Annotated in this window: 20 protein-coding genes; 10 read left to right on the top strand and 10 right to left on the bottom strand. The window is 62.6% G+C overall.

The window, feature by feature from the left end:
- Nucleotides 1-10 precede the first annotated feature (10 nt).
- On the top strand, nucleotides 11-1,129 hold the full coding sequence (gene proB, locus B0G81_RS23020) for a glutamate 5-kinase (RefSeq protein WP_106285181.1): 1,119 nt from the start codon (nucleotides 11-13) through the stop codon (nucleotides 1,127-1,129).
- Nucleotides 1,130-1,234: 105 nt separating this feature from the next.
- Here the strand turns inward: proB and B0G81_RS23015 are convergent, their stop codons facing one another.
- Both B0G81_RS23015 and B0G81_RS23010 read right to left on the bottom strand, forming a co-directional pair.
- Nucleotides 1,235-1,792 carry a CNP1-like family protein gene (locus B0G81_RS23015; protein WP_134138437.1) on the bottom strand — a complete coding sequence of 186 codons (558 nt, stop codon included), beginning with the start codon at nucleotides 1,790-1,792 and terminating at the stop codon, nucleotides 1,235-1,237.
- Between the two features lie 77 nt (nucleotides 1,793-1,869).
- Entirely contained in the window at nucleotides 1,870-2,610 is a 741-nt protein-coding gene (locus B0G81_RS23010) for an RNA pyrophosphohydrolase (RefSeq protein WP_116118326.1), read from the bottom strand.
- 314 nt (nucleotides 2,611-2,924) lie between these two features.
- Between B0G81_RS23010 and B0G81_RS23005 the strand changes: the two genes are divergently transcribed.
- Nucleotides 2,925-4,661, top strand: a complete 1,737-nt coding sequence (locus B0G81_RS23005; protein ID WP_134138436.1) for a proline--tRNA ligase — start codon at nucleotides 2,925-2,927, stop codon at nucleotides 4,659-4,661.
- A gap of 12 nt (nucleotides 4,662-4,673) precedes the next feature.
- Nucleotides 4,674-5,273 carry a MarC family protein gene (locus B0G81_RS23000; protein ID WP_106285185.1) on the top strand — a complete coding sequence of 200 codons (600 nt, stop codon included), beginning with the start codon at nucleotides 4,674-4,676 and terminating at the stop codon, nucleotides 5,271-5,273.
- 126 nt (nucleotides 5,274-5,399) lie between these two features.
- Here the strand turns inward: B0G81_RS23000 and B0G81_RS22995 are convergent, their stop codons facing one another.
- Together B0G81_RS22995 and ffh are read right to left on the bottom strand one after the other, a co-directional pair.
- On the bottom strand, nucleotides 5,400-5,951 hold the full coding sequence (locus tag B0G81_RS22995; RefSeq protein ID WP_012434394.1) for a hypoxanthine-guanine phosphoribosyltransferase: 552 nt from the start codon (nucleotides 5,949-5,951) through the stop codon (nucleotides 5,400-5,402).
- 154 nt (nucleotides 5,952-6,105) lie between these two features.
- Nucleotides 6,106-7,473, bottom strand: a complete 1,368-nt coding sequence (ffh, locus tag B0G81_RS22990; protein WP_012434393.1) for a signal recognition particle protein — start codon at nucleotides 7,471-7,473, stop codon at nucleotides 6,106-6,108.
- A gap of 81 nt (nucleotides 7,474-7,554) precedes the next feature.
- Between ffh and ccsA the strand changes: the two genes are divergently transcribed.
- From ccsA to B0G81_RS22955, 7 genes are all read left to right on the top strand, one after another.
- Complete coding sequence (gene ccsA, locus B0G81_RS22985) at nucleotides 7,555-8,484, top strand: cytochrome c biogenesis protein CcsA (RefSeq protein ID WP_116118324.1); 930 nt, start codon at nucleotides 7,555-7,557, stop codon at nucleotides 8,482-8,484.
- Nucleotides 8,485-8,493: 9 nt separating this feature from the next.
- The gene (locus B0G81_RS22980; RefSeq protein WP_116118323.1) at nucleotides 8,494-8,811 is read left to right on the top strand and encodes a PP0621 family protein; all 318 of its coding nucleotides are present in this window, start codon (nucleotides 8,494-8,496) and stop codon (nucleotides 8,809-8,811) included.
- Entirely contained in the window at nucleotides 8,808-9,404 is a 597-nt protein-coding gene (ampD, locus tag B0G81_RS22975) for a 1,6-anhydro-N-acetylmuramyl-L-alanine amidase AmpD (protein ID WP_134138435.1), read from the top strand. The genes B0G81_RS22980 and ampD overlap by 4 nt, the downstream gene beginning before the upstream one ends.
- A gap of 541 nt (nucleotides 9,405-9,945) precedes the next feature.
- Entirely contained in the window at nucleotides 9,946-12,951 is a 3,006-nt protein-coding gene (locus B0G81_RS22970) for a ribonucleoside-diphosphate reductase subunit alpha (protein WP_106285190.1), read from the top strand.
- A gap of 714 nt (nucleotides 12,952-13,665) precedes the next feature.
- A complete protein-coding gene (locus B0G81_RS22965) occupies nucleotides 13,666-14,892 on the top strand; it encodes a ribonucleotide-diphosphate reductase subunit beta (protein WP_134138434.1) in 1,227 nt (408 codons plus the stop codon).
- Between the two features lie 86 nt (nucleotides 14,893-14,978).
- Nucleotides 14,979-15,305, top strand: coding sequence for a hypothetical protein (locus tag B0G81_RS22960; protein WP_116118320.1), 327 nt, complete (start codon nucleotides 14,979-14,981; stop codon nucleotides 15,303-15,305).
- 30 nt (nucleotides 15,306-15,335) lie between these two features.
- The gene (locus tag B0G81_RS22955; protein WP_134143190.1) at nucleotides 15,336-15,938 is read left to right on the top strand and encodes a histone H1-like DNA-binding protein; all 603 of its coding nucleotides are present in this window, start codon (nucleotides 15,336-15,338) and stop codon (nucleotides 15,936-15,938) included.
- A gap of 269 nt (nucleotides 15,939-16,207) precedes the next feature.
- Here B0G81_RS22955 and B0G81_RS22950 read toward each other — a convergent pair whose 3' ends face one another.
- The 6 genes from B0G81_RS22950 to accC form a co-directional block, all read right to left on the bottom strand.
- Nucleotides 16,208-16,684: a glycine zipper 2TM domain-containing protein gene (locus B0G81_RS22950; protein ID WP_106285195.1), complete on the bottom strand. Its 477-nt coding sequence runs from the start codon at nucleotides 16,682-16,684 to the stop codon at nucleotides 16,208-16,210.
- 26 nt (nucleotides 16,685-16,710) lie between these two features.
- Nucleotides 16,711-17,649, bottom strand: coding sequence for a carbohydrate kinase family protein (locus B0G81_RS22945; protein ID WP_116118319.1), 939 nt, complete (start codon nucleotides 17,647-17,649; stop codon nucleotides 16,711-16,713).
- 94 nt (nucleotides 17,650-17,743) lie between these two features.
- Nucleotides 17,744-18,244, bottom strand: coding sequence for a thiol peroxidase (gene tpx / locus B0G81_RS22940; protein ID WP_106285197.1), 501 nt, complete (start codon nucleotides 18,242-18,244; stop codon nucleotides 17,744-17,746).
- A gap of 73 nt (nucleotides 18,245-18,317) precedes the next feature.
- The gene (locus tag B0G81_RS22935) at nucleotides 18,318-19,670 is read right to left on the bottom strand and encodes a zinc-ribbon and DUF3426 domain-containing protein (protein WP_134138433.1); all 1,353 of its coding nucleotides are present in this window, start codon (nucleotides 19,668-19,670) and stop codon (nucleotides 18,318-18,320) included.
- 48 nt (nucleotides 19,671-19,718) lie between these two features.
- Complete coding sequence (gene prmA / locus B0G81_RS22930) at nucleotides 19,719-20,621, bottom strand: 50S ribosomal protein L11 methyltransferase (protein WP_134138432.1); 903 nt, start codon at nucleotides 20,619-20,621, stop codon at nucleotides 19,719-19,721.
- A gap of 3 nt (nucleotides 20,622-20,624) precedes the next feature.
- On the bottom strand, nucleotides 20,625-21,992 hold the full coding sequence (gene accC / locus B0G81_RS22925) for an acetyl-CoA carboxylase biotin carboxylase subunit (RefSeq protein ID WP_106285200.1): 1,368 nt from the start codon (nucleotides 21,990-21,992) through the stop codon (nucleotides 20,625-20,627).
- Nucleotides 21,993-22,107: the final 115 nt, after the last annotated feature.

Genomic DNA, 22,107 nt, shown 5'->3' with positions numbered 1-22,107 from the left:
ACCGCGCACAATGCGTTCCGTCATCGCAGATTCACGGCGATTGGTAGTAAAAGTCGGTTCGAGCCTCGTCACGAATGACGGGCGCGGCCTCGATCATGCTGCTATCGGCCGGTGGGCCGCGCAGATTGCCGCCCTCCGCGCGCAAGGCAAGGAAGTGGTGCTGGTCAGCTCGGGTGCCATTGCCGAAGGAATGCAACGGCTCGGCTGGACCAAACGGCCACGCGAGATCGACGAACTGCAAGCGGCTGCGGCGGTCGGCCAGATGGGTCTCGCGCAGGTGTACGAAAGCCGCTTTGCCGAGCATTCCATCCAGACCGCGCAGATTCTGCTCACGCACGCCGATCTGGCCGATCGCGAACGCTATCTGAATGCGCGCTCCACGTTGCTCACGCTTCTGCGCCTGGGCGTCGTGCCGATCATCAACGAGAACGACACGGTCGTCACCGATGAAATCAAATTCGGCGACAACGACACGCTGGGGGCGCTCGTCGCAAACCTGATCGAAGGTGACGCACTCGTCATCCTCACCGATCAGCAAGGACTTTTCACCGCCGATCCGCGCAAGGATCCGACTGCCACGCTGGTCCAGCAGGCCGATGCTGGAGCGCCGGACCTCGAAGCCATGGCGGGCGGCGCGGGTTCGAGTCTCGGTCGCGGCGGCATGCTGACCAAGATTCTCGCCGCCAAGCGCGCGGCGCACAGCGGCGCCAATACGGTGATCGCAAGCGGGCGTGAAGCGGATGTGCTGTCGCGGTTGGCCTCGGGTGAGGCGATCGGCACGCAGTTGATCGCGCGCACGGCGCGCATGGCGGCGCGCAAGCAATGGATGGCGGATCATCTGCAGGTGCGCGGCCATGTGGTGATCGACGACGGCGCGGTCGAAAAACTCACTGACGGCGGCAAGAGCCTGCTGCCTATTGGCATCGTCGGCGTTCAGGGTGCCTTTGCGCGCGGTGAAGTGATCGCCTGTCTGAGCGCAACTGGACGCGAAGTGGCGCGCGGCCTGACGAACTACAGCAGCGCGGAAACCAAGCTGATTCAGCGGCGCCCGAGTGGCGAGATTGAATCGGTGCTTGGCTATATGCTCGAGCCGGAGCTGATCCACCGCGACAACCTGGTGCTCGTCTAGGTCACAGATAGTCGCAAGCGCGGGACACGGATACGGCAATCAAAAAGCCGTTCCAGCTTTCGCTGGAACGGCTTTTTTCACGCCCAAGCTGCATGGATCCCTAGCTCAGTGAATCGACGAACTCGCCGTGCGCTTATAGCGGATGTTCTCCAGAATCGAGGCCGCATTCCCCATGGGCATCTTGTTCGCGCATAGATAGTCCTGGTACAACGCCGCCTGATAAGCGTTCAACGCGCCATTCTCGATACGCGTGAAGTTGTTGGCGACCGTCGTGTCCCAGCCGTCGTGATCAGAATTCAGGCCCGCATACTGGCGCCATTCGTACGTGTCGCAGCGAATCCCTTCGTAGATTACGTTACGAGCGCCGCTCGGGCTTGCCACGACGACGGTAAGGCGAACCACGCCGTCCGTACCCACGGTCAGCGAATTCCGGTCGACCGCGAACTGCAGCGGCGTATTGCCGGAGACTTCGAAAGGCAGCAGATTCGAATCCTGCGGCAGCGGCGGCAGAGCGTCCACCTTGTTCTCAACCCAGTTGCCCTGGCGGTCCAGCAGATAGACAAACGCGCTGTCGTCTTTATTGGTAGGTTTGCCGGCGCTCGAACAACCAGCCAGCAGGGCGCCGGTGGCGACGCACGCCACGACGAGAGCAAGTGCTTTCAATATGGTTTCCTCGAAACACTGGCGCGGCTCGTCGAGCCGCGCCAGAGAGAGGCGGCGTGGACAGCCGCACAGAGTTGTTAATTGCGCACGCCCGGGCGGAACAGCGAGCCGGCCGTTTCGCCTGCCGATTCGTCTTCGTGTTCCGGCGCGGCGTCTACTTCTGCCGTTGACCCGGACCCCGGACCGCAATCGGACGCGATCGTAACGTGAACCGATGTTTCGATGCTGACGGTGGTCACAGAAGTCACCGTCATTACCGTGGAATCCGGCGGACTCTCCATTGACGACGCTATCCGGGGATAACGCGGCCCATGGTGCCCGCCAGGTTTTTCCGCACGCGGCGCAGCCCGGCGCATGAAACGGGATAGCTCCGTCAGCGCCAACTGATATACATCCCGCTTGAACTCGATCACACAGTCGAGCGGCACCCAGTACTCGTTCCAACGCCACGCATCGAACTCAGGGTGGTCGGTGGCGCGCAAGCAGATGTCGCAGTCGCGTCCAACCATCCGGAGCAAAAACCAGATTTGTTTCTGGCCGCGGTAATGACCGCGTACTTCGCGCTTGATGAACTTGTCAGGCACCTCGTAACGCAACCAGTCGCGCGTGCGACCAATCACCTTGACGTGCTCAGGAAGCAGCCCGGTTTCTTCGTGTAACTCCCGATACATCGCTTGCACGGGGGTCTCTCCGTACTTGATGCCCCCTTGCGGAAACTGCCAGGAATGTTCACGGAGCCGTTTGCCCCAAAACACCTCGTTGTGCGCGTTCAAGAGGATGATGCCGACGTTCGGGCGAAAGCCTTCACGATCCAGCATACAACCACCTTCGAATCCTTTAAAATTGCTTTGATTATAAACAGATAACGGGTCTGACGCACCGATTCGCACCAGATTGGAACGATTCGCCGCCAAAGGCCCGCGTTTGCGGTAGCCTGTCAGTCTTTCCGTGCCTTATCCCTTGTGCAAAGGCTTTGCGCGGCGGCGTCGGCGCCGCGGTCGGACCGCGTTGTACCGATGTCAGTGTATTGTCAGGTGAGCCATGCCGGCTCAGAGCCGGATCTGTGTCGATTTCCCCACCGTTTTCACCTTTCGGGCGGTCCCTCCGGAGCCGCCGCTTTTGGATAATCTGAATGAAAGCTTCCCGTTTCTTTATCGGTACCCTCAAAGAAGCTCCCGCCGACGCAGAGATCGTCAGCCACAAGCTCATGGTGCGCGCCGGCATGATCCGGCGCGTCGCCGGCGGTATCTATAACTACCTGCCGGTCGGCCTGCGCTCGATCCGCAAGGTGGAAGCCATCGTGCGCGAAGAAATGAACCGGGCAGGCGGTATTGAATTACTGATGCCGGCGGTGCAGCCGGCCGAGTTGTGGCAGGAATCGGGCCGCTGGGAGAAGTACGGTCCCGAACTGCTGCGCTTCAAGGATCGCAAGCAGTCCGATTTCGTGATCGGACCGACCCACGAAGAAGTGGTGACGGACATCGCGCGCAATCAGATCAAGAGCTATCGCCAGTTGCCGGTGAACTTCTACCAGATCCAGACCAAGTTCCGCGACGAGATCCGTCCGCGTTTCGGTGTGATGCGCGGCCGCGAATTCATCATGAAAGACGCGTACTCGTTCGACAAGGACATGGACGGTCTGCGCGAGTCGTATCGCAAGATGTACGACGCGTACGTGCGCATTTTCACGCGCCTCGGTCTGGACTTCCGCGCGGTGGCGGCGGACAACGGTTCGATTGGCGGCAGCGGCTCGCACGAATTCCACGTGATCGCCGAGACCGGTGAAGACGCGATCGCCTATTGCCCGACCTCCGATTTCGCGGCGAACGTCGAAGCGGCCGAAGCATTGCCGCTCTACGCGGAACGCGCGGCGCCCGCCGAAGAGATGAAGAAGACGCCCACGCCGGGCAAGGCGAAGTGCGAGGCGGTGGCCGAGCTGCTCAACATTCCGCTCGAGCGCACGATCAAGTCGATCATCCTCGCCACTGAAAATGAAGGCGCCGAGCCGACCATCTGGTTGTTGATGCTGCGCGGCGATCACGATCTGAACGAGATCAAGGCGAGCAAGCTGCCGGGGCTGGCCGACTTCCGCATGGCGACTGAAGCTGAAATTATCGAAACCTTCGGTACGCCGCCGGGTTATCTCGGCCCGATCAACACGAAGAAGCCGATCAAGGTCGTCGCGGATCGCACGGTCGCGAACATGAACGACTTCGTGGTCGGCTCGAACGAGGTGGATTACCACACCACCGGCGTGAACTGGGGCCGCGATCTGCCGGAACCGGTCGTCGCCGACATTCGCAACGTCAAGAAGGGCGATCCGTCGCCGGACGGCAAGGGTGTGATCGACATCTGCCGCGGTATCGAAGTGGGTCACGTGTTCCAACTCGGCACCAAGTATTCCGAGGCGATGAACGCGACCTGCCTCGACGAAACCGGCAAGCCGCGTCCGATGGAAATGGGCTGCTACGGCATTGGCGTCACCCGTATCCTGGGCGCCGCGATCGAGCAGAATTTCGACGACAAGGGCATCATCTGGCCGGAATCGATTGCGCCGTTCGAAGTTGTGCTGTGCCCGATGGGTTACGACCGCAGCGAAGCGGTGCGCACGGAGGCCGACAAGCTGTACGCGGCGCTGGTCGAAGCCGGCATCGACGTGATCCTCGACGACCGCGGCGAGCGCCCGGGCGTGATGTTCGCCGACTGGGAGCTGATCGGCGTGCCGCATCGTCTGGTGATCGGCGACCGTGGCCTCAAGGAAGGCAAGCTCGAATACCAGGGCCGCCGCGACGCTGAAGCGACACTTCTGCCGGTCGAAGACGCCGCGCAAACGGTGATCGGGAAAGTTCGCGCCGCGTTGGCGCGCTAAGCGGAGCGGACGGTGGAGTACACCTTCCTGTCCGCGACCGTCCTGCTGATTCTGATCACCGATCCGCTCGGCAACATTCCGCTCTTCATCAGCTGTCTGCGCGGGGTGGCGCCGAAGCGGCGCACGGTCGTCATTCTGCGCGAGGTGGCGATCGCCTTCGCTATTCTGCTGATCTTCATGGTGGTCGGCGACCGCTTTCTGCGCATGATGAGTCTGACCGACCAGTCGTTGCGTATCGGCGGCGGGATCGTGCTGTTTCTTATCGCGCTCAGAATGGTGTTTCCGCATCCGGACGGTCCGTTCGGCGGCGACACGCGCGGCGGAGAGCCGCTGATCGTGCCGCTCGCCATTCCCGCGCTGGCGGGGCCGTCGGCACTCGCCACGGTGATGCTGCTGACGTCGCAGGCGCCCGGCAAGATGTTCGAGTGGATCGGCGCGCTGACCGTCACGATGGTGGTCTGCGCGATCGTGCTGATGCTGGCGGAGCGCATTCAGGCGTGGCTCGGCGAGCGCGCCATGATGGCCTTCGAGCGGCTGATGGGTCTCGTGCTGGTGGCGATTTCGGTGGAGATGATGCTCGGCGGTATCCGGTCGTTCGTGCATCAACTGTGATGCCGGAGCGGGCCAATGTTTGGCGCGGCGGCGTCACACAGCCAACAAAAAAGCGGCCCGCGGGCCGCTTTTTTTTCCATACCGATACCGATTCAATCGCCCGAAAGCGGGCCCCTCAAAGAGATCTCAAGCCCCTTCGGTCAGCGCGCGAATCGTCGGCAGGTTGCGCCAATAGCCCTTCGCATCCATGCCGCAGCCGAACACGTAGCGGTCCGGCACTTCGAAGCCGCAATAATCCGGACGCAGCGGCTTGGCCTTCGGAATGATCTTCTCGCACAGCACCGCGCTCAGGAAGCGCTTCGCGCCCATCGCGAGAATGCGGTCGCGAATCGCGGCCATCGTCTCGCCTTCGTCCAGAATGTCGTCGAGCACCAGCACGACGCGATCCTTCACCGACTCCGCCGGCGCCACGCGCCACTGCATCTCGTTGCCGCCCTTGGTGGTATTGCGGTAGCGGGTGAGGTGGATGTAGTCGAACTCGAGCGGGAAATCGAGGTGTGGCAGCAGCATGCCGGTGAACACCGCCGCGCCGCCCATGACCGACAGTACGAGCGGGAAGTCCTCGCTCATCTCGTTGCGGATGGCGGCCGCCATGCCGCTGATCGACGCGTTGACGTCGTCGGCCGAAACGATTTCTTCGGAGTGGCTAAAAATGTGGAGAGCTTCTTCGCGGTTCATGACGTCTGGCGGGCGGTGACTGTATACATAGTGTGAGTGAGGACGGCGGCGCGCGGTACAGAATAAACCCGCACAAAGCGGGAGTCGGCCCAGCGGAGTCAGGGGCGCGTTCCGTGGTTCATGCGCGGAACGCGCGTCGCCGTCTTGCTAAAGCTTAGCGCATGCCGGGCAACATACCCTTCATGCCGCGCATCATCTTTTGCAGATTGCCGCCCTTGAGCTTTTTCATCATGGTACGCATCTGGTCGTACTGATTCAGCATGCGGTTGACTTCCTGCACCTGCACGCCCGCGCCCGCGGCGATGCGGCGCTTGCGCGTGGCCTTGATGAGATCGGGCTTGGCGCGCTCCTGCGGTGTCATGGAATTGATGATGCCTTCCATGCGGCGCATCTGTTTCTCGGCCTGGCCCATATTGGCGCCGGCGGCGGCCTGCTGGAACTGCGCGGGCAGCTTGTCCATCAGCGACGACAGGCCGCCCATGCCCTTCATTTGCGTGAGCTGTGCGCGGAAGTCGTTCAGATCGAAGTCGCCGCCCTTCTTGACCTTGTCGGCGAGCTTCTGCGCGGCCTGCACGTCCACGCCGCGTTGCGCTTCTTCGACGAGGGCGAGAATGTCGCCCATGCCGAGAATCCGGTTCGCCATGCGATCCGGGTAGAAGACTTCGAGGCCGTCGAGCTTTTCCGCGACGCCGACGAACTTGATCGGCTTGCCGGTGACGTGACGCACGGAGAGCGCGGCGCCGCCGCGCGAGTCGCCGTCGAGCTTGGTCAGGACCACGCCGGTGAGCGGCAGCGCGTCGCTAAAGGCCTTGGCGGTGTTGACCGCGTCCTGACCGAGCATCGCGTCGACCACGAACAGCGTTTCCGCCGGCTTCAGCGTGTTATGAAGCGCGGTGATTTCCTGCATCATCGCTTCGTCGATGCCGAGACGGCCGGCCGTGTCGACCAGCAGCACGTCGTGATAGTGGCGCTTGGCCCAATCCACCGCGGCGCGCGCGATGTCGACCGGTTTCTGATCCGGTTCGGACGGGAAGAAATCCGCGCCGACCTGCTCGGTCACCGTCTTCAACTGCGCGATAGCGGCAGGGCGGTAAACGTCGCACGAGACGGTCAGTACTTTCTTTTTGTACTTCTCGCGCAGCAACTTGGCGAGCTTACCCACGGTGGTCGTCTTACCCGCGCCCTGCAGACCCGCCATCAGGATGACGGCCGGCGGCGTGACGGCGAGGTTGAGCTCGACCGCCTTGCCTTCGTAGTCGCCGCCGATGATCGCGGTCAGCTCGCGCTGCACCACGCCCACCAGCGCCTGGCCCGGCGAGAGACTGCTAATGACTTCTTCGCCGAGCGCCTTTTCCTTCACCTTGGCGATGAACTCGCGCACGACGGGCAGCGCCACGTCGGCCTCGAGCAGCGCGAGACGCACCTCGCGCAGCATTTCCTGGGTGTTCGCCTCGGTGAGCCGGGCTTCGCCGCGCAGCGTCTTGACGACGCGCGCCATCCGTTGAGTCAGATTGTCGAGCATGGGGAGCGATGAACAGTGCGGCCGGAGCGGGGCGCGATGCAGGAGACGTCGCGGAGCAGGGGCCTAGTGTAAACTTCGAATATGGATATTGTACTGTATGCCCTCACTGCGCTCCTCTACGGCGGTTTAGCCGTGGCCGGCTGGCGCTCGCACCGGCACGCCGCGTTGCATCCCATGCTCGAAAGCGTGCCGCCGGTGCCCGCCGCGCCGGCGTCCGTGTCGGCTCCGTCGGCTGCTTCGGGCATGAGCAGCTCGGGCCGCGCGCTGTTGTTCGTGGCGCTGCTCGCCCACGGGGTGCTGCTGCATACCACCATCTTCCCGCAGAACGCCATGGTGTTCGGCTTCGCGTTCGCGCTGTCGGCCATGTTCTGGCTGGGCGCCGGCATCTATTGGATAGAGAGCTTTTTCTTTCCGCTCGACGGTCTGCGCCTGCTAGTCCTGCCGCTCGCCTGTGTCGCTTCATTGTTGCCGCTCGCGTTCGGCGGCGTGCGCGTGCTGCCGTATTCCGCCGCGCCGATGTTCAAGCTGCACTTCCTGATCGCCAACATCGCCTACGGTTTGTTCGCGATTGCGGCGCTGCACGCCATTCTGATGCTGCTCGTCGAGCGGCGGCTGCATGCCATGCGCGGCGGCGTCGCGCAGCGTCACGCGGCTGCGGCGGGCAACGGCTGGCTGTCGAGCTGGCTCGATACGCTGCCGCCGCTCCTCACGCTGGAGAAGCTGCTGTTCCGTTTGATCGGCGCGGGTTTCGTCCTGCTGACGTTGACGCTGGTGTCGGGCATTCTGTTCAGCGAGCAACTGGTCGACCGCGCGTTGCGGCTCGATCACAAGACCGTGTTCGCGATTCTTTCCTGGGTGATGTTCGGCGCGCTGCTGACGGCGCGCAAGGTTTCCGGCTGGCGCGGCCGTGCGGCACTGCGCTGGGTGCTGGCGTCGTTCGTCGCGCTGTTGCTGGCGTACGTCGGCAGCCGGTTTGTATTCGAGGTGCTGTTGCACCGTGCTGTAGTGTGAGCGTGTCCCATGCGACAAATTTTTCTGCTGATCCTGTTGTTCATCGTCGGCCAGTGGCTGGTGAAGGCGCTGCGCCGTCATGACGCGCAGGCGTCGCAACGCACCGGCTCCGGCGCGAATGGCGCTGCGGGTGCCAAAGGTCCGAACGGCGGCGCGGGTTCAACCGCGTCCGCGCCGGCGCAACTCCCCGAGCCGATGATCCGTTGTGTCGAATGCGGCGTGCACGCGCCGAAGAGCGATTCCGTGGTGGTGGCGGGGCAGCCGTTCTGCAGCGCCGCGCACGCGCAGCGTCACGGCGCGCGACCCACGGGCCGCGACGCTCGATGAGCGTCGAGTTCGCCGTCGACGCCGACGGTTGGGTCGCCGCCGCGCGCAAACTGCCATCGCCGAATTTCGAAGCGCGGCCCGCAGGGGCCGTGCCGACGTTGATCGTTGTTCACAACATCAGCCTGCCTCCCAACGAATTCGGCGGCACCGCGATCGCTGAACTGTTCCTCAACACGCTCGATTGCGACACCCATCCCTACTACGACTCGCATTTGCGCGGCGTGCGGGTGTCGGCGCATTTCGTGATTCATCGCGACGGCGCGCTCGAACAGTTCGTGTCGTGCAACGAACGCGCGTGGCACGCCGGGCCGTCGAATTTTTTCGGCCGCGAGCGCTGCAATGATTTCTCGATCGGCATCGAGTTGGAGGGCAGCGACACCGCGCCTTTCGAAGCGGCTCAGTACCGCACGCTCGGTGCGTTGGTGAGCGCGCTCAAGGCTCGCTATCCGGTCGAAGCGCTTGCCGGTCACTCGGACATCGCCCCCGGTCGCAAGACCGATCCTGGGCCGCATTTCGAATGGTCGCGTCTGCAGCGCGATACCGCGCTCGACGCTCAGTATTTCCCCTATCTCAAGTTTTCCAAAACGCGGTAACGACCCTTCGCGCGACTTCGCGTGATGCGAGGAGAGCGAGGCGCTGCCTTGTTCTCCGGGGAGTCGGCTTCGCGCCGCGCTAAGCAAAAGTCAAGACATCGAAAGTAAATATTTCGATTTGACCTGTCTCGAATCTCCACTATACTTGGTGCCACAAATCCAGTTGTGCACTACATCTTGTGGTGTTCTGTGCATAACCATGTGAATAACCGGGTGCACAACTGGGTGAATAAGTCAGCGGCGTCCGCTCTCCGAGCACGGCGCCGCAAGCATTTCAGGCAGCGAAAAAATATTCCTGTGGCGTGGCCGGAGAGACCACCGGCGGCATCCAGAAGCATTCAGGAAAGGGGCTTGGCAAGTGATCGCGACATACACGATGAAGACCGTTATCAATTCGAACCAGGCTTCATCGCACTCGCATCCCGCCAGCCGGCTCAGCCGGTCCTTTTCCTGCACCTCATCGCTTGCGCACGCGGCGGCGCAGCGTTCGTTTTAATCCGCGGATCTTCCCGCAACATTTCCAGGACCAGGAGCTTTGCACATGCAAACCACCGACAACGTGACGACCCGGTACGAGGGCTCACCGACTGGCCAGGCCTTCGGCCAGGCACAAGGCGCACAGGCGCTCGCGCCGCAAGCGACCTTCGCCGACTACAAGGTGATCCGCCGCAACGGCAGCGTCGTGTCGTTCGAACCGTCGAAAATCGCCATCGCCGTGACGAAGGCATTTCTGGCCGTGAACGGTGGTCAAGGCGCCGCGTCGGCGCGTGTGCGCGAACTGGTCGAGCAGCTCACGCAGAACGTGGTGCGCGCGCTCGTGCGCAGCCGTCCGAACGGCGGCACGTTCCATATCGAAGACATTCAGGATCAGGTCGAACTCGCGCTGATGCGCGGCGGCGAGCACAACGTCGCGCGTGCGTACGTGCTGTATCGCGAGAAGCGCACGCAGGCTCGCGGCCATGACGATCAGATCGTGGCGAACACGCCGGGTCTGAACGTGACCGACAACGGCGTCACGCGTCCGCTGGACATGGCTGCGCTGCGCGGCATCATCGAGCTGGCTTGCTCGAACCTGGGCGACGCCGTGAGCGCCGATCCGATCATCGCGGAAACGGTCAAGAATCTGTACGACGGCGTGCCGATGAGCCAGGTCTACGACTCGGCGATCCTGGCTGCCCGCACCATGATCGAAAAAGATCCGGCTTATAGCCAGGTCACCGCGCGCATCCTGCTGCACACGATCCGCCGCGAGATCCTCGAAGAGGAAGTCACGCAAACGGAAATGGGCGAGCGTTACGCCGAATACTTCCCGCAGTTCATCAAGCGCGGCGTGCAAGCCGAGCTGCTCGACGACAAGCTGCTGCAGTTCGACCTGAAGCGCCTCGGCGCCGCGCTCGACAACAACCGCGATCTGCAATTCGGCTACCTCGGTTTGCAAACGCTGTACGACCGCTACTTCCTGCATCACGACGGTGTGCGCATCGAAATGCCGCAGGCATTCTTTATGCGTGTCGCGATGGGTCTGTCGCTGAACGAGATCGACCGCGAAGCGCGCGCGATCGAATTTTACAACGTGCTGTCGAGCTTCGACTTCATGTCGTCCACGCCTACGCTGTTCAACTCGGGCACGCGCCGTTCGCAACTGTCGTCGTGCTACCTGACCACCGTCGACGACGACCTCGACGGCATCTACGAAGCGCTGAAGGAAAACGCGCTGCTGTCGAAGTTCGCCGGCGGTCTGGGCAACGACTGGACGCGCGTGCGTGCTTTGGGCTCGCACATCAAGGGCACCAATGGCAAGTCGCAAGGCGTCGTGCCGTTCCTGAAGGTGGTCAACGACACGGCAGTTGCCGTGAACCAGGGCGGCAAGCGCAAGGGCGCGGTGTGCGCGTACCTGGAAACGTGGCACCTGGACATCGAGGAATTCCTCGAACTGCGTAAGAACACCGGCGACGACCGTCGTCGCACGCACGACATGAACACGGCGAACTGGATTCCCGATCTGTTCATGAAGCGCGTGATGGAAGGCGGCGACTGGACGCTGTTCTCGCCGTCCACCTGCCCGGATCTGCACGACAAGTTCGGCGCGGAATTCGAAACGGCTTACACGGCTTACGAAGACAAGGTCGCGCGGGGCGAGATCAAGCTGTTCAAGAAGATCCCGGCGGCGCAACTGTGGCGCAAGATGCTGGGCATGCTGTTCGAAACCGGCCACCCGTGGATCACGTTCAAGGATCCGTGCAATGTGCGCTCGCCGCAACAACACGTCGGCGTCGTCCACTCGTCGAACCTGTGCACGGAAATCACGCTGAACACCAGCGACGCCGAAATCGCCGTCTGCAACCTGGGCTCCGTGAACCTCGTCGCTCACCTGAAGGAACAGGCCGACGGCACGCTCGTGCTCGACCACGACAAGCTGAAGCGCACCGTCAGCGTGGCGATGCGCATGCTCGACAACGTGATCGACATCAACTATTACGCGGTCGCCAAGGCGCGTAACTCGAACCTGAAGCACCGTCCGGTCGGCATGGGCATCATGGGCTTCCAGGACTGCCTGCACCTGCTGCGCACGCCGTACGCGTCGGAAGAAGCGGTCAAGTTCGCCGACACGTCGATGGAAGCGGTTTGCTACTACGCTTACTACGCGTCGACGGAGCTGGCGCAGGAACGCGGCCGCTACTCGAGCTACCGTGGCTCGCTGTGGGATCGCGGCATCCTGCCGCAAGACTCGGTGAAGCTGCTGGAGCAAGCGCGCGGCGGTTATGTCGAAGTCGATTCGAGCGAGTCGATGGACTGGACCGAACTGCGTTCGCGCATCGCCACCTACGGCATGCGCAACTCGAACTGCGTCGCGATCGCGCCGACGGCGACGATCTCGAACATCATCGGCGTGTCGGCTTGCATCGAACCGACCTTCCAGAACCTGTATGTGAAGTCGAATCTGTCGGGCGAATTCACGGTGGTCAACGACTACCTGGTGCGCGACCTGAAGGCGCGCGGCCTGTGGGACGAAGTGATGGTCGCCGACCTGAAGTACTTCGACGGCACGCTCTCGCGCATCGACCGCATCCCGGCCGACCTGCGTGCGATCTACGCCACCGCGTTCGAGGTCGATCCGAAGTGGCTGGTCGAAGCGGCTTCGCGTCGGCAGAAGTGGATCGACCAGGCGCAGTCGCTGAACATTTACATGGGCGGCGCGTCGGGCAAGAAGCTCGACGAGATCTACAAGCTCGCCTGGGTGCGTGGTCTGAAGACGACCTACTACCTCCGCACGATGGCGGCGACTCACGTCGAGAAATCGACGGTGGCGCACGGCGCGCTGAACGCGGTGAGTTCGGGTGGCGGCGAAGGTTCGGGCGGTGCTGCGGGTGGCGCGGCCGGTGGTTTCGGTGCGAACAATGGCGCGGCTGGTGGTGCCGCGGGTGGCTTTCAGGCTGCAGCGGCCACGGCAGCAGTCGCGGTTGAAGCAGCGCCGGAAGCGGACGGTCCGGTGTGCATGATGCGTCCGGGCGATCCTGGCTTCGACGAGTGCGAAGCTTGCCAATAAGAAGCACGCAGGTAGCAGGATCGCTGCTTGCTGACGGGTTGTAGGTAATGACCCGCATGCAGCGAGCAGCGAAGCTGAAGCAAGTGAAGTAGAAGTGAAGCCGATGAGCGGCGCGGCGAGTGAATCCGAGGCGCGCTGTTCATCGCAACGCAGCGAGGCGGCGCAGTGAAGCAGGGCAGGTCACTGAAGTCTTGAAGCGGTCACTCGGCAATCAGCAGTCGGCAGCACCAGACGAAGCGCGCGACACAGTGCGCGCAGCAAACGCTTCGATCGATGGGTCGATCAACGCAGCCGGCCCGATGCATCGCTCGACATGGCATTGAACTTCACCTCGCCGGCACTGACGAATAGGCAAACGCGAGGCAAATGCGAGGCAAATGCGAAGCACTCGCAGGGCAAGCGCGAAGCAAGCGCGGACCATCGCGACGAGCAACGCGAGTCAGCAGTCAGCAGTCGCAAGACGCTACAGGCACGCTCCGCAATACAGATAGATAGAGCAGCGAAACGTCGCATCGACACGTTGCTCTTCGAGCTCGCGAAGCACCTCGACGACACACGTTCAACACGCTTCACATGAGGTGATGCACACACTCCGTTGAACAAAGTGTTGTATGAACGTAGCAACGCGAATCGAAAACAGGATTTTTCATCAGCGAACTCTTTTATCGCTCGTGAAAAGATGGTACAAACCGTTCTAAATTGATGGTGACATTTATGCTCAACTGGGATGACGAGATCACTGCCGTAACTCCCTCGAGCGCTACGCAACAGAATGTGTTGCGTAGCGCTGCGGGATCGGCTGTCGGTTCGCAAGTCGGAACGCGTTCCGCTCCTCATGCTCCCTCGGCTCAAGACGTTTTCGCGAACGACATCGCTGTCGCTCCCGTCGCTCACGCTGTTGCCGGAACGGCTGCCGTTTCGGAAGCGCGGGTCAACGTCGCCGACAAGCGCATCATCAACGGCCAGACCGACGTCAATCAGTTGGTGCCGTTCAAATACAAGTGGGCTTGGGAAAAGTATCTGGCTGGTTGCGCCAACCACTGGATGCCGCAAGAAGTGAACATGTCGCGCGACATCGCCCTCTGGAAAGACCCGAACGGTCTGACCGAAGACGAGCGCCGCATCGTCAAGCGCAACCTGGGCTTCTTCGTCACGGCCGATTCCCTCGCCGCCAACAATATCGTGCTGGGCACCTACCGCCACATCACAGCGCCCGAATGCCGCCAGTTCCTGCTGCGCCAGGCGTTCGAAGAGGCGATCCACACGCACGCCTACCAGTACATCGTCGAATCGCTGGGTCTCGACGAAGGCGAAATCTTCAACGCGTATCACGAGGTTTCCTCGATCCGCGCGAAAGACGAATTCCTGATTCCGTACATCCACGTGCTGACCGATCCGGCCTTCAAGACCGGCACGCTCGAGGCAGACCAGACGCTGCTGCGCTCGCTGATCGTGTTCGCCTGTGTGATGGAAGGCCTGTTCTTCTACGTCGGCTTTACGCAAATCCTGGCGCTGGGTCGCCAGAACAAGATGACCGGCGCCGCGGAACAGTACCAGTACATCCTGCGCGACGAGTCGATGCACTGCAACTTCGGCATCGACCTGATCAACCAGATCAAACTCGAAAACCCGCAACTCTGGACGGCTGAGTTCCGCGCGGAAATCCGCGAGATCTTCCAGCAAGCGGTCGAACTTGAATATCGTTACGCAGAAGACACGATGCCGCGCGGGGTGCTCGGCCTCAATGCGTCGATGTTCAAGAGCTATTTGCGCTTCATCTGCAACCGCCGTTGCCAGCAGATCGGTCTCGATCCGCTGTACCCGAACGAGGAAAACCCGTTCCCGTGGATGAGCGAGATGATCGACCTGAAGAAGGAACGCAACTTCTTCGAGACGCGAGTGATCGAATATCAGACTGGCGGCGCGCTGACCTGGGAGTGATCCGGGTTCGTGCTGCAGATGCATTCATCGATGGGGATGCCGTCGGCTTGGGCCGCGGCAATTTTGGCTAGGAGCAGAATCGCCTGATGCAAAGCATGCCCGGTGCGCCGCGTGCCTTCGCGGCCCACAACTATGACAGGCACTTTGCGAACCCTTCAGTGGGATGGGCAAACTTCCCCCCGGAAAAAGCCGCTGGCGTCGTTGCCGGCGGCTCGATCAAGCAATTGCCGGCGTTGAGCTTCAACGCCGAACAGATCTGGCGCGCGGTGCCTTTTGGCACGGCGCGCCTTACCGCATTCATTAGCGTAAGCGCGCAGCACCTGCGTACGCCGATGAATAGCCCGCTTCGTAGCGCGCGCCCTGAGAAGCGTCCGCGGGAAGCGGGTTTTGACGAAGGGTGTAGTTTGAACTGACTCTCATCTGAAAACCTGAAGGAGAAAATGATGGCAACTGCAAAAAAAGCCGCCGCAAAGAAACCCGCAGCCAAGAAGGTCGCAGCAAAGAAGGCTGCTCCGGCTAAGAAAGCTGCTCCGGCAAAGAAAGTCGCTGCCAAGAAAGTGGCAGTGAAGAAGGTCGCAGCGAAGAAGGCAGCACCGGCCAAGAAGGTTGCAGCGAAGAAAGCTGCTCCGGCCAAGAAGGCTGCAGCCAAGAAAGTCGCAGTGAAGAAGGTTGCTGCGAAGAAGGCTGCACCGGCTAAGAAAGCCGCAGTGAAGAAGGTTGCAGCAAAGAAGGCAGCACCGGCCAAGAAGGCTGCAGCGAAGAAGGCTGCACCGGCTAAGAAGGCTGCGCCTGCGAAAAAGGCTGCTGCTAAAAAGGCTGCGCCCGCGAAAAAGGCTGCCGCTAAAAAGGCTGCGCCTGCCAAGAAGGCTGCCGCGAAGAAAGCCGCTGCTCCTGCCAAGAAGGCTGCCCCTGCGAAGAAGGCTGTCGCCAAGAAGGCGGCTCCCGCACCCGCAGCGACTTCTGTCTCGAGCGCACCGGCGGCGACGGTGAAGACCGCGCTGAACCCGGCAGCGGCATGGCCGTTCCCGACGGGCAGCCGTCCGTAATCCGGACGCTGAGCGGTAGAAGTACTTCGACACGTCGCATGATGTGTCCGATGATCGAGTAGCGCTTGAGTAGCGTGATGAGCGCTACTCGGTCAGTCCCGTTGCCGGTTTCCGGCGACGGGATTTTTTTCGCCCGGCGAAATCACCAGGCGAAATCGGCGAAGTCACCCGGCGAAAAACGTGCAGGCGAAAAAAACGCATGCACAGGGGAGGGCATGCGTGTGAGGTCGTCGCGGCGGCAGACAGCCTCGCCGCGCGCGAGGGGAAACTTAGTGCGTGACGCGCGTGACGCCGCCGCTGGAAAGCAACCGTACGCGTTCGCCGGCGCGGAAGATTTCGCCCGTGGCGCTTTGCGTGATGGCGCGCATGTCGCCGTTATCGAGCCGGACGGTGACCTCGAGACCGTCGTGCACCGCGACGCCGTTCTCGACCGCATTGCCGGCCACCGCGCCTGCCAGGCCGCCAATAATGCCCGTGACGATCGCGCCGGTGCCACCACCGATCCTGCTGCCGGCCACCGCGCCCAGAGCGCCGCCACCGATCGCGCCGAGACCGCTTGGCTGACCATTGTTCGAACTGATCTTCACGGCGCGCACGCTATCCACCGTGCCCATGCGGACCGTTTCTTCGCGCTGCGCCTGCGACGCCGTGTACACGTCCGCGGAACTGCTGTTGTACGCACACCCCGACATGGCCAGCGAACCGGCAATCAAGGCGGCCACGATCAGGCGACTCGTTATTCTCATTCCCTAAACTCCAATAGCTCTCGGTATTACGGCAGGTCGTATCCGAACGCCTGCTTGAACCGCTCGTTGATCTCGGCCCGGCTGGGCGCGTAATTTTGCGGGCCCTGATGTTCGATCTTCAGCGCGCCCATCAGGCTCGCCAGCCGCCCGGTGGTAGCCCAGCCGAGCTTATTCTCGATGCCGTACAGCAAGCCGCCGCGAAACGCGTCGCCGCAACCTGTCGGATCGAGCACTTGCTGTGCCTTCACCGCCGGAATCTCTTCGATACCGCCCGCGTGATGGATCTGCGCGCCATGCTCGCCGAGCGTGACGATCAGCGCCTCGACCTTGCCGGCGATCTCCTCGATCGACCAGCCCGTTTTATTGCTCACCAGTTTGGCTTCGTAGTCATTGACCGCTACATAAGTGGCGAGTTCAATCATGCGCCGCAGCGACTCGCTGTCGAAGAGCGGCAAGCCCTGGCCTACATCGAAAATGTACGGGACGCCCGCGGCCGCGAGATGCTCGGCGTGCTGGATCATGCCGTCGTAACCGTCCGGCCCGACGATGCCGAGCGTGATGCCCTTGGCCTGATCAGCGCGATTCAGATGCGACTGCATCATCGCGCCCGGGTGGAACGCGGTGATCTGATTGTTTTCCAGGTCCGTGGTGATCATCGCCTGCGCCGTGTACGTGTCCGGCACCACCAGCACACTCTCCGTCGACAGCCCGAGTTGCTCGAAGCGGTCCATATAGAGCTGCGCGTCGACCGAGCCGAGCGTGCCCATGATGCGCGCGTCGCCGCCCAGCAGATGCAGCGAATACGCGATGTTGCCCGCGCAGCCGCCGAACTCGCGGCGCATGGTCGGCACCAGAAAGCTCACGTTCAGGATGTGGACCTGCTCCGGCAGGATGTGCTCCCGGAACCGGCCTTCGAAGGTCATGATGTTGTCGTAGGCGAGCGAGCCGCAAATCAGCGTAGCCAAGGCGAGCGTTCCTGTAAAAACGATAAAGAGAATGGGCGCGACGATGTGACAGCGCCGCGCATGAAGCGCGGCGCCGGGTTCGTGCGCGAAGGTGTTACTTCAGCGCGGCGAGGGCTGCGTCGTAGTTCGGTTCGTTCTTGATTTCGCCGACCAGTTCAGCGTGAACGACCTTGTCGTTCTCGTCGATCACCACCACGGCGCGTGCCGTCAGGCCGGCCAGCGGGCCGCTCGTCACGTCGACGCCGTAGGCTTGCGCGAACTCATGGCCGCGGAACGTGGACGCCGTGACGACGTTCTCGATGCCTTCGGTCGTGCAGAAGCGCGATGCCGCGAACGGCAGATCGCCCGACACGACGATCACGACCGTGTTGGTCAGCTTGGCGGCGGCTTCGTTGAACTTGCGGGTCGAGGTGGCGCAGGTCGGTGTGTCGAGGCTCGGCACAATGTTCAGCACTTTGCGCTTGCCGGCGAAGTCGGCGAGCGACACCGGCTTCAGATCCTTGCCGACCAGCGAGAAAGCGGGAGCGGCCTGGCCCACGGACGGGAACGTGCCGGCTACTTCGATCGGGTTGCCACCCAGCGTAACTTGACTCATGTTGTCGTGCTCCGAAAATTCGTCAGGATTGACGGTGAACGCGCCCGGTCAGTGCCGGGCGCGCGGGAAAGCGTTACGGATAAAAAATCTGTACGCGGAAATTGGAAGCGACCGCATTGCCCGTGTCGAGATGCACGATCATGGTCTGGGTCGTATGCGCGGGCAGTCCGGCCGCGATCTGCGTGCCGGGCGGGACGTAGTCTTGCGGCCACAGCACGCGGCGCACCGCGACATTGTTCTGGTCGTCGAGCAGCGTGAGTTCGATGGCCGGATAGGCGAGCGCGATATTGAAACGGTTACGCAGCGGCATCTTCAGTTCGAGCTTGTGCGGGCCGTCGATCTGCCGCAGATCGGACGGCTCGACCTGCAAGCCGTCGATGTCGTGCGGCGGCGTAACCTGGCAGCCGAGCGTCAAGCAGGCCTTCGCATAGACCGTCTGCGAGCGCGGGAAATAAACCATCACCGTTTCGCGTTGCCACCAGGCGAGTTGCGCGAGCAGCGCGACGATCAACAGCGCCGCCACCACCGAGCCGGCGATGATCCAGCCCATGCGCCGCGGTTCGGCCGGGCGGGTTTCGCGCACCACGGGGAAGGGATCGGGGCCGTCGTCGATCGGCTGCACGGAGAAGGGTTCGCCGCTGGCGGAGACGGGACCGGTAGCGGTGGCGGGGCCGGCAGCGGCAAAGGCCGCCGCGCCTGCGCCTGTGGCCATCGACGCATCGGGTCTGGCTGGGCCTGAGCTGGTCGGACCAAAGCCGGCGGGACCTACCTCGGCCGCGCCTAGGCCGGCCGCGCCTAGGCCGGCCGAACCGAAACGCGGCTCATTGTCAGGAATGCCATACAAGGTAGCCGGCTCGTCCAGAACCGGCTCTTCGAGCGGTTCACTCGGCGCCGTATCGGGCGCGCGCTCGGTCTTGTGCCAGACACGCGGCGCTTCGGTGTCTTCCTCGGGCGGGTCCAGGTGATACGCGAACGGGTCGAGCGGCGCGTCCGCCAGCACCGGTTCATCGTCGGGCGGAAGTGGCGCGTTGGATGCGCCGGCTTGCAGTTCGGGCTCCGTAGCGCGGCGCGGCGTGACGGCGACGCCCGCGCCGGTCGAGACCGGCGAGAGCGGCACATTGCCGGCGTTGTGGCGCAGACGCTTGTCGATGGCGGCGTCGGGTGCCGGCGTCCACGGGTCCCATGCTTCGGCGCTGAAGTCGGGGCTTTTCGGCCGCACGCCCGAGAGCGCTTCTATCGCCGCAGCCGCGGCGACCGGTTTGGCGGTCGAAAAATCACCGCCTTCGCTAATGTCGAACAGACTGCTCGATGCGTCGAATACTTCGTGGCAATGTCCGCAGCGCACAAGGCCGCGGCGCAGCGCAAGCTGTTCCGTTTGCAGACGAAAAACGGTTTCGCAGAAGGGGCAACGCGTCGCCAGGAGCATATTGAGCCGATGAGCCGGAAGGCCGTTGGTTGGACAATACGCCTTATTCTAATGGCTTTCGCGACGCGTTCCCGACAGGCATACCCAACCTTCGTGTTCGCGCCATACGCTGATGTCGATCCACCGTGAGTAGACCTGCGCGACCTCGTCCGCTTGCCGCGCCAGAATGCCGGACAGCGCGATCTTGCCACCCGGCTTGACCTTCGAAGTAAGCATCGACGCCATCAGTTTGAGCGGGTTGGACAGGATATTGGCGACCACGATATCGAACTCGCCGGCGGGGCATTCGTCGGGCAGGCCATAGATGACCTCCGCGCGGTTGCGCTCGCTATTGTGACGCGCCGACTCGACCGCTTGCGGATCGATGTCGATGCCGTACACCGGATTCGCGCCGCACTTTTTCGCGAGGATCGCGAGAATGCCGGAGCCGCAACCGTAATCGAGCACGGACTGCTCAGGCTGCACCGACTGCTCCAGCCATTCCATGCAAAGCCGCGTGGTGGGATGGCTGCCGGTGCCGAAGGCGAGCCCAGGATCCAGCTCCAGCACCAGTGCTTGGGGGTCCGGCGCATCGTGCCACGACGGCACGACCCAGATGCGTTCGCCGATCTTGATCGGATCGAACTGCGACTGCGTGAGGCGCACCCAATCCTGATCTTCGACTTCACGCACGGTGAACGAAGGCGCCGCCGGGAGGCCGATTTCATTGGCGGCGGCAGTGAGCAGCACCGCAGGGTCGTGTTCCGGCGCGACCAGCGCGATCACGCGCGAACGCTGCCACGCCGTGCGATCCGGCGTGAGACCGGGTTCGCCGAACAGCGGCTGCTCGTCGGGCGTGTCGGCGTCCGCATCTTCAACCGATACGGACAACGCGCCCAACTCGAGCAGCGCGTCGGAGAATTCCTCCGCCTGCTCGCGTGCCAACTCGGCGATCAGTTCCCGGTAGCTCATGGGTTACGCTTCTTCCGGCGCGGCCTGCAGCTTCGCGGCCAACCGGTTTTCGAGGTAATGAATGCTCGTGCCGCCTTCGACGAATTTCGCGTCCAGCATCAGCTCGCGGTGCAGCGGGATGTTGGTCTGAATGCCTTCCACCACCATCTCCGACAACGCGATGCGCATGCGCTTGATCGCCTGTTCGCGCGTGGCGCCGTAAGCGATCAGCTTGCCGATCATCGAATCATAGTTCGGCGGCACGAAATAGCCATTGTAGGCATGCGAGTCGACGCGGATGCCGGGGCCGCCCGGCATGTGCCACGACGTCAAACGTCCCGGCGACGGAATGAACTTGAACGGATCTTCCGCGTTGATCCGGCATTCGATCGCGTGACCCTTGAACACGATGTCGCGCTGACGGAAGGCGAGCTTCTCGCCGGCCGCGATGCGGATCTGTTCCTGCACGATATCGACGCCCGTGATCAGCTCCGTGACCGGATGCTCGACCTGCACGCGCGTGTTCATTTCGATGAAGTAGAACTCGCCATTTTCGTACAGGAACTCGAACGTACCCGCGCCCAGATAGCCCATCTTCTTGCAGGCGTCCGCGCAACGATCGCCGATACGGTCGATCAGGCGGCGCGCGATACCCGGCGCCGGCGCCTCTTCGATCACTTTCTGGTGACGGCGCTGCATCGAGCAATCACGTTCGCCCAGCCAGACTGCGTTCTTGAACGAGTCAGCCAGCACCTGAATTTCGATGTGCCGCGGGTTCTCCAGGAATTTCTCCATGTAGACCTGCGGATTACCGAATGCACGGCCGGCTTCTTCGCGCGTCATGTTGACCGCGTTGACCAGCGCCGCTTCCGTGTGGACCACGCGCATGCCGCGGCCACCGCCGCCACCGGCGGCCTTGATGATGACCGGATAGCCGACCTGGCGGGCAATCTTCACGATCTCTTTCGGATCGTCCGGCAACGCGCCTTCCGAACCCGGCACGCACGGCACGCCGGTCTTGATCATGGTCTGCTTGGCCGTGACCTTGTCGCCCATCATCCGGATGGTTTCCGGGCGCGGGCCGATGAAAGTGAAGCCGGACTGTTCGACACGTTCGGCGAAGTCGGCGTTTTCCGAGAGGAAGCCGTAGCCGGGGTGAATCGCTTCGGCGTCGGTGACTTCCGCCGCGCTGATCAGCGCGGGCATGTTCAGATAGCTCAGGTTCGAAGGCGCCGGGCCGATACAGACGGCCTCGTCGGCGAGCTTCACGTACTTGGCTTCCTTGTCGGCTTCTGAATAAACGACGACCGTCTTGACGCCGAGTTCGCGGCAGGCGCGCTGGATACGAAGCGCGATCTCGCCACGATTGGCAATGAGGATTTTTTCAAACATAGCGGTTTTTCGACTCATCAATGGGCGCCGGGTTGATCACAACGCCGGCTGCCTCAGAGGATCGGTCGCGCGCCTGGGAACGACGGGCGCGCGGGCGGCATGCGTAAAGCGCGCC

This window comes from Paraburkholderia sp. BL6665CI2N2 (assembly GCF_004366535.1).
Classification (GTDB): Bacteria; Pseudomonadota; Gammaproteobacteria; order Burkholderiales; family Burkholderiaceae; genus Paraburkholderia.
This window is presented reverse-complemented; position numbering and strand designations above follow the sequence as displayed.

Coding starts and splice junctions, on each gene's coding strand:
- proB (WP_106285181.1), top strand. CDS start 11: ATGCGTTCCGTCATCGCAGATTCACGGCGATTGGTAGTAAAAGTCGGT.
- B0G81_RS23010 (WP_116118326.1), bottom strand. CDS start 2,610: ATGCTGGATCGTGAAGGCTTTCGCCCGAACGTCGGCATCATCCTCTTG.
- B0G81_RS23005 (WP_134138436.1), top strand. CDS start 2,925: ATGAAAGCTTCCCGTTTCTTTATCGGTACCCTCAAAGAAGCTCCCGCC.
- B0G81_RS22995 (WP_012434394.1), bottom strand. CDS start 5,951: ATGAACCGCGAAGAAGCTCTCCACATTTTTAGCCACTCCGAAGAAATC.
- ffh (WP_012434393.1), bottom strand. CDS start 7,473: ATGCTCGACAATCTGACTCAACGGATGGCGCGCGTCGTCAAGACGCTG.
- ccsA (WP_116118324.1), top strand. CDS start 7,555: ATGGATATTGTACTGTATGCCCTCACTGCGCTCCTCTACGGCGGTTTA.
- B0G81_RS22980 (WP_116118323.1), top strand. CDS start 8,494: ATGCGACAAATTTTTCTGCTGATCCTGTTGTTCATCGTCGGCCAGTGG.
- ampD (WP_134138435.1), top strand. CDS start 8,808: ATGAGCGTCGAGTTCGCCGTCGACGCCGACGGTTGGGTCGCCGCCGCG.
- B0G81_RS22970 (WP_106285190.1), top strand. CDS start 9,946: ATGCAAACCACCGACAACGTGACGACCCGGTACGAGGGCTCACCGACT.
- B0G81_RS22965 (WP_134138434.1), top strand. CDS start 13,666: ATGCTCAACTGGGATGACGAGATCACTGCCGTAACTCCCTCGAGCGCT.
- B0G81_RS22960 (WP_116118320.1), top strand. CDS start 14,979: ATGCAAAGCATGCCCGGTGCGCCGCGTGCCTTCGCGGCCCACAACTAT.
- B0G81_RS22955 (WP_134143190.1), top strand. CDS start 15,336: ATGGCAACTGCAAAAAAAGCCGCCGCAAAGAAACCCGCAGCCAAGAAG.
- B0G81_RS22950 (WP_106285195.1), bottom strand. CDS start 16,684: ATGAGAATAACGAGTCGCCTGATCGTGGCCGCCTTGATTGCCGGTTCG.
- tpx (WP_106285197.1), bottom strand. CDS start 18,244: ATGAGTCAAGTTACGCTGGGTGGCAACCCGATCGAAGTAGCCGGCACG.
- B0G81_RS22935 (WP_134138433.1), bottom strand. CDS start 19,670: ATGCTCCTGGCGACGCGTTGCCCCTTCTGCGAAACCGTTTTTCGTCTG.
- prmA (WP_134138432.1), bottom strand. CDS start 20,621: ATGAGCTACCGGGAACTGATCGCCGAGTTGGCACGCGAGCAGGCGGAG.
- accC (WP_106285200.1), bottom strand. CDS start 21,992: ATGTTTGAAAAAATCCTCATTGCCAATCGTGGCGAGATCGCGCTTCGT.